Origin of the sequence: Brevundimonas sp. (genome assembly GCF_036677305.1) — a bacterium.
Lineage (GTDB): Bacteria > Pseudomonadota > Alphaproteobacteria > Caulobacterales > Caulobacteraceae > Brevundimonas.
The window spans coordinates 1-5,663 of the sequence record NZ_JAKFEB010000227.1 but is presented as its reverse complement, the minus strand read 5'-3'; the positions used below and the strand labels follow the sequence as shown (position 1 = coordinate 5,663).

Below are 5,663 nucleotides of genomic sequence, written 5' to 3'. Positions count from 1 at the left end.
GCCCTGCGGCTGCTGGCGCAGGTCCGGGCGCGGGGAGCGACGGCGTGAGCGCCCGGGCCGACATCCATGACAACGCCGCCTGGACCGGCGCGCGCCCGGCCGTGTCCGTGCTCATGCCCTTCCTGCGCGACGATCCCGCGGATCTTCTCGCGGCGCTGGAGACCGAGGCTGCGGCGCTGGACGGGGCGGTCGAGGTCATCGTGCTGGACGACGGCACCGCCGACCCCGCCCTGACGCAGGGGCTGAAGGCGCAGATCGAGGCCATGGCCCTGCCCGTTCGCCTGATCACCCTGCCCGCCAACGAAGGCCGGGCGATCGGCCGCAACCGGCTGGCCGGCGCCGCGCGCGCGGGCTCGCTGCTGTTCCTCGACAGCGACATGCGGCCCGACCACCCGAATTTCCTGCGCGACTGGGCGGCGCTGGTGGCGAACAGCGATCCGGCGGTCGCCTTCGGCGGCTTCTCCCTGCTGCAGGCCCCGACCGACGCCCGCTTCCGGGTCCACCGCGCGCTGGCGGCGAAATCGGAGTGCGTGCCCTGCGCCGAGCGGGCGAAACAGCCCGGGAAATACGTCTACACCTCCAACCTTCTGGTCCGCCGCGACGTGTTCGAATCCGAGGCCTTCGATCCCGGTTTCACCGGCTGGGGCTGGGAGGATGTGGAATGGGCCATGCGCGTGTCGCGCCGGTTCGCGGTCGTCCACGTCGACAATCCCGCGACCCACATGGGTCTGGATACGGTGGCGGCGCTGGCGGGCAAATACGAGCAGTCGGCCCCCAATTTCGGACGGATGGTCCAGCGCCATCCCGACGTGGTCGCGGCTTATCCCAGCTACCGGGCGGCGAAGCTGCTGAAGCGCCTGCCCGGCCTGCGGCTGCTGCGCCGGGGGCTGCGCGGCGGCGCCGAGGCCGACTGGCTGCCGGTCGCGACCCGCGCCTTCTCGCTGCGCCTGTACCGGGCGGCCCTCTATGCGGATGCGGTGTGATGGCTGACGTCGCGATCATCGTCCCGACCCTGCGGCGCCCCGAGAGTCTCGAGCGGGCGATGCGGTCGCTGTTCCGGCAGACCGGCGTGGCGGATCGCGTGGCCGAGATCGTCATCGTCGACAACGACCCCCAGGGCTCGGCGGCGGATCTCAGCGACGACCTGCGCGCCTTCTCGCCCTGGCCCATCATCTACCGCCATGCGCCGACCCCGGGGGTGGCGACGGCGCGCAACGCGGGCCTGTCGGCGACCGCGGCGACGCTGATCGCCTTCCTCGACGACGACGAGGCGGCCTCGCCCGGATGGCTGGCGGCCCTTCTGAAGGCGCAGGAGGAGACGGGGGCCGATGCGGTGTTCGGTCCCATAACGGGCCGGGCGCCGGGCGCCGAACCCTGGCTGGAGAGCTACCTGGAGCGGTTCTTCGGGCGCGACGGACCCGAGCGGACCGGCCTGATCGCCGAACCCTACGGCTGCGGCAACTCCCTGATGCTGCGGTCCACCGCCCTGCCCGGCCACGCCCCGTTCAATGTCGCCGCGGATCAGGCCGGGGGCGAGGACGACGCCCTGTTCGCGGCGCTGGCGGCGCGCGGCGGCCGGTTCGGCTGGGCGGCGGACGCCCGTGTCGAGGAGTTCGCGCCGGCGCATCGGGCCACGCTGAAATACGCGCTGGCCCGCGCCTTCGCCTACGGCCAGGGGCCCAGCCAGACGGCGGCGGCGGCCAGGAACTGGCCCGGAGTCGCCCGCTGGATGCTGATCGGCGCGGCCCAGACCGTGGTCTGGGGCGTCGCCGCCGCCGCGCTGACCGTCATGGTCCGGCCCGGACGCGCCGAGATGTACGACCGCGCCGCGCGCGGCCTCGGCAAGGTGTTCTGGACCCGGGGTTTCGAGCCGCATTTCTACGGGGCGCGGGAGCTGGCCCGGCTGGACGCCGCCTAGCCGGTCAGGCGTTTGAGGAAGGCCGGCGGGCTGTAGGTCGAACGGTTGACGACGACGCCGGCGATCTTGCCGCCGACCGCCTCGATCTCGTCGCGCAGCATCAGCGGTTCGTTGGCGGCGGTGCTCTCGGCGGCGACCACCAGCACCGTCGCGTCGACGAAGGGCGCCAGGGTGATGGCCATGTCGCTGCGGTCCGCCGCGGGAGCGTCGATCACCACGGTGTCGGCGTGTTTGCGCAGGGCGTCCCAGTAGCGGGCGTCGCCGACGGCCTCGGCGCGCTGGCCCGAGCGAAGATGCTCGGCGGCGAATTTCGTCACCCACAGCCGCCCGCCCAGACAGGGGCGCGCGACCAGCAGGCGGGCCGGGTGCACGGGCTTGCCGGCGCGGTCCAGCAGGCGCGGCGTCACGGCGAAGAAGATCGAGCCGTCGGGCGTGGCGATCGCGGCCTTGCCGAGCGCGCCGAACCGGTCGCCCTCGGCCGCCACGGCCTCCATCTGACCCTGCTGCGACAGGTCGGCGTCGATCAGCCAGACGGGGCGGCGGGCGCGCACGGCGGCGAGGCGGGCGTATTCGCGGGCGACGGTCGAGACGCCCTCGCCCGAATTGGCGGCGGCGATCTGCACCACGCGGCCGCGATGGCCGGGCGCCGGCCCCAGCGCGGCCCAGAGAGCCGCCATTTCGGATGTCAGATCGACCATCGAATCGCTACGCGCCCGGCTACAGGTCCCTACGCTACCATGCCTTGTGGATTCACCGGGCGGGCTTCATCGGCGCGACGGCCAGCACCGGCATGTCCAGCGTCCGGCCGGTCGAGGCCGGGGTGACATAGCCCTTGCGGGTGAAGATCCGCAGCAGGCCCGCGCACAGGGCGGTGAAGCCGGCGAACAGGAACAGCACGGCCAGCAACGGCGCCTTCAGGCTGGAGCCGCGCGTGGGCGCCTCGGCCCTTTCGATGACGGTGACGTTGTCGGCCCCGGCGGCGACCAGGGCGCTGTCGGCGCGGGCGGCGCTTTCGCGCTGCTGGAAGTCGCGGATGTTGGCGCTCAGCACTTCGCGATTGCCGGCCAGGTTGGCGTTGGTCGATTCCAGCCGCGTCAGCTCGGCCTGGCGCGAGCGGATCTGCGCCAGCTGGTTGTTGGCCACCGCCAGCCGGGCCGCGAGGCCGTCGCGGTCGGCGACGGCGGTGATCCGGGCGGTCTCGATCTCGGTGAAGATGACGCTGGGCCCCGTACGGACTTCCTTGGGCCCTACGGTCGTTCCGGTGGCGACATAGGCCTGGAGGTCGGCGATCTGCTGTTCGATGTCCTTCACCGGCTGGGCGTCGGGCGTATAGCGCGACAGCAGGGCCTCGCGCTGGTTCCGCAACTGCAGGATCTGGTCCTGGGCCGAGATGTTCAGGTCCTGCTGCAGCACCACCTCGGCGGGCTGCTGCGCCAGCTGGGCCTCCAGCGTCGCCACCCGCTGGCTGGCCTGGTTCAGCTGCGCCCGGAGCGACAGGGCCTCGGCGTAGGTGGTCTGGTAGGTCGCGGCCAGCGTCGCCTTGGCCGTCGCGAAGTCGCCGATCTCGTTCGACTGCATGAAGGCGGCGTAGGCGTCGTCGGCCCGGGCCAGATCGGCCTCGAACGCCTCGCGCTGTTCGGACAGCGCCGGCGTGCTGCGGTTCCGGAACACGACGCGGCGCTGGACCAGATACTGATCGACCACGGCGTTCAGCACCTGGGCGGCGCGGATCGGATCGTCGGACTTGTACGAGGCGGAGATGATGGCGCTGCCGGCCGTGGTGCCCACGCCCAGGCTTGAATCGAGAACCTTGAGCGCGGCCGCCTCCTTTTCCGCCGCCGTGCCCGAGGCGTTCGGACCCAGCACCGTGTCGGGGCCGACGGCGCGGACGGCGCGGCGCTTGACCTCGAGGCTGTTCAGGATGGCCGCTTCCGACCGGGCCACGGCGTCGGCCTCGAGCGGCTGGCTGCGCTCGGTGGCGCCGACGCGCGGCTGATAGACGTATTCCGACCCGGCCCCGGCGTAGACGCTGGCGTTCGCGGTGTAGGATTTCTTGAGAGTCAGGATCACCGCGGCGCCGATCGCGAAGACGACGAGGAAGATCACCACCATCAGCCACAGCTCGCGGAACAGCAGGCCCACGACATCGAGGAAGCCGTAGCGCGGGCGGACTGTTGTGTAGGCCGTCGTACGCATGCGGGCGGACTGATTCCATCGGACAGGGCTGACGGAGGAAGCCTTGGGCCAGCGGCGTTAACCACTGGTTACCCATAAGCGGCGACCCTGCCCTCAACGTCGCTTTCGGGAGTGAGTCTTCATGTCCATCGACCGCCGCATGATGCTGCTCGGCCTTTGCGGGCTCGGCGGCGCCGCGCTGGGCGGTTGCGCGGGCGATGCGGACGCACGTCTGGTGGAGATTGCTCCGAGCGGCGACCGGATCCAGACCGTGCCCAAGGCGTCCTTCCGCGAGATCGGCTTCGCCGACTGGAGCGACGCCGAGCCGCAGTACGTCCTGTATCCGGGGGACGAGATCGAGATCGCCACCCCCACCGCCGTCGAACTGACCCGCACCCAGAAGATCGGCCCCGACGGCCGCATCTCCCTGCCGCTGGTCGGCCAGATCATGGCGGCGGACCGTACGATTGCGCAGCTCGAGGCCGACGCCTCGGCGGCCTACGCCAGCCAGCTGCGCCGTCCCGTGGTCGAGGTGACGCTGAAGACCGCGGGGCCGATCAAGGTCTGGGTCGACGGCGAGGTGCGGTTGCCCAACGTCTATGACATGGGCGGCGACATCGACGCCTGGCAGGCGATCATCCAGGCCGGCGGCTTCCTGCCCTCGGCCAAGCGCGACCAGGTGGCCCTGATCCGCCGCGGACCAGGCGGCACGCGCATGCTGCGGGCGGTGGACCTGCGTCCCAATGACCGGGAGATCGTCGCCCTGCGGCGCGGCGACATCATCTATGTGCCGAAAACCGTGCTGGGCGAGGTGGCCGACTGGGTCAGCCAGTTCCGCGCCGCCCTGCCCATAGGCTTCAGCTACGCGATCGGCGGACAGTATCAGAGCTTCTGACGCCGCCGTTGACGGCGGAACAATTGGCGAACATTGTGCGCTGGAAGTGGCTAGCGGCTAGTGGCTAGTGGCTAGTGGCTAGTTTCGCACGAGGCCTGACGCGTCGAGGGGCAGATGAGCGGAGGAGTCAGCAGCTATCGCGACCTGCAAGTCTGGCGTCGGTCGCTGGATCTGGCGGAGGCGATCTACGAAGCGACGGCGCACTGGCCAGCGGACGAGCGGTTCGGATTGATCGCCCAGGTGAGACGCTCGACGGTCTCCGTCGCCTCAAACATCGCCGAGGGCGCCGCGAGGCGAAGCACCGGGGAATTCATCCAGTTCGTGGGGATGGCCCAAGGTTCGCTGGCGGAAGCAGAGACACAGCTCATCATCGCCAACCGATTGGGTTTCCTCCCCGATGCGGACTCGCACGCCCTGCTCCAGGCGTCGGACGACATCAGTCGAATGTTGATGGCGCTATCCGCCTCACTGGGCCGCCGCAAGGCGGCCGCTCACTAGCCGCTAGCCACTAGCCACTAGCCACTAGCCACTCAGCTGCCGCCTTAGGCGGCCAGCGAGACCACGCCAGCGTCGATCCAGCGGCGGGCCGCCTTCTGGGCCTCGGCGATTTCGTCCTGCTCCATTTCCTGGCTCATCTCGCGGCGGTAGACGCGCGCTTCGATGCTGCCCTTCATG

General features: G+C 70.8%; 6 protein-coding genes and 1 pseudogene. 4 read left to right on the top strand and 3 right to left on the bottom strand.

Annotated elements, in window-relative coordinates; translation table 11 throughout:
- Positions 1-44: 44 nt before the first annotated feature.
- Together V6M42_RS13060 and V6M42_RS13055 are read left to right on the top strand one after the other, a co-directional pair.
- The gene (locus tag V6M42_RS13060; RefSeq protein ID WP_332678878.1) at positions 45-983 is read left to right on the top strand and encodes a glycosyltransferase family 2 protein; all 939 of its coding nucleotides are present in this window, start codon (positions 45-47) and stop codon (positions 981-983) included.
- Positions 983-1,918, top strand: coding sequence for a glycosyltransferase family 2 protein (locus tag V6M42_RS13055; protein ID WP_332678876.1), 936 nt, complete (start codon positions 983-985; stop codon positions 1,916-1,918). The genes V6M42_RS13060 and V6M42_RS13055 overlap by 1 nt, the downstream gene beginning before the upstream one ends.
- On the opposite strand, the gene V6M42_RS13050 is transcribed toward V6M42_RS13055, so the two are convergent.
- Together V6M42_RS13050 and V6M42_RS13045 are read right to left on the bottom strand one after the other, a co-directional pair.
- The gene (locus tag V6M42_RS13050) at positions 1,915-2,616 is read right to left on the bottom strand and encodes a hfsB (RefSeq protein WP_332678874.1); all 702 of its coding nucleotides are present in this window, start codon (positions 2,614-2,616) and stop codon (positions 1,915-1,917) included. The genes V6M42_RS13055 and V6M42_RS13050 overlap by 4 nt on opposite strands.
- Positions 2,617-2,668: 52 nt before the next feature.
- The gene (locus V6M42_RS13045) at positions 2,669-4,114 is read right to left on the bottom strand and encodes a GumC family protein (RefSeq protein WP_332678873.1); all 1,446 of its coding nucleotides are present in this window, start codon (positions 4,112-4,114) and stop codon (positions 2,669-2,671) included.
- Between the two features lie 121 nt (positions 4,115-4,235).
- Here V6M42_RS13045 and V6M42_RS13040 point away from each other — a divergent pair, with 121 nt between their 5' ends.
- Entirely contained in the window at positions 4,236-4,988 is a 753-nt protein-coding gene (locus V6M42_RS13040) for a polysaccharide biosynthesis/export family protein (protein WP_332660689.1), read from the top strand.
- Between the two features lie 114 nt (positions 4,989-5,102).
- On the top strand, positions 5,103-5,486 hold the full coding sequence (locus V6M42_RS13035) for a four helix bundle protein (RefSeq protein WP_332660690.1): 384 nt from the start codon (positions 5,103-5,105) through the stop codon (positions 5,484-5,486).
- Positions 5,487-5,530: 44 nt separating this feature from the next.
- Here the strand turns inward: V6M42_RS13035 and V6M42_RS13030 are convergent.
- Positions 5,531-5,663: pseudogene (locus tag V6M42_RS13030) on the bottom strand (sel1 repeat family protein); the annotation flags it as partial.

Bases quoted from the DNA above. Each gene is read 5' to 3' on its own strand.
- V6M42_RS13040 (WP_332660689.1), top strand. From the start codon at position 4,236: ATGTCCATCGACCGCCGCATGATGCTGCTCGGCCTTTGCGGGCTCGGC.
- V6M42_RS13045 (WP_332678873.1), bottom strand. From the start codon at position 4,114: ATGCGTACGACGGCCTACACAACAGTCCGCCCGCGCTACGGCTTCCTC.
- V6M42_RS13050 (WP_332678874.1), bottom strand. From the start codon at position 2,616: ATGGTCGATCTGACATCCGAAATGGCGGCTCTCTGGGCCGCGCTGGGG.
- V6M42_RS13055 (WP_332678876.1), top strand. From the start codon at position 983: ATGGCTGACGTCGCGATCATCGTCCCGACCCTGCGGCGCCCCGAGAGT.
- V6M42_RS13035 (WP_332660690.1), top strand. From the start codon at position 5,103: ATGAGCGGAGGAGTCAGCAGCTATCGCGACCTGCAAGTCTGGCGTCGG.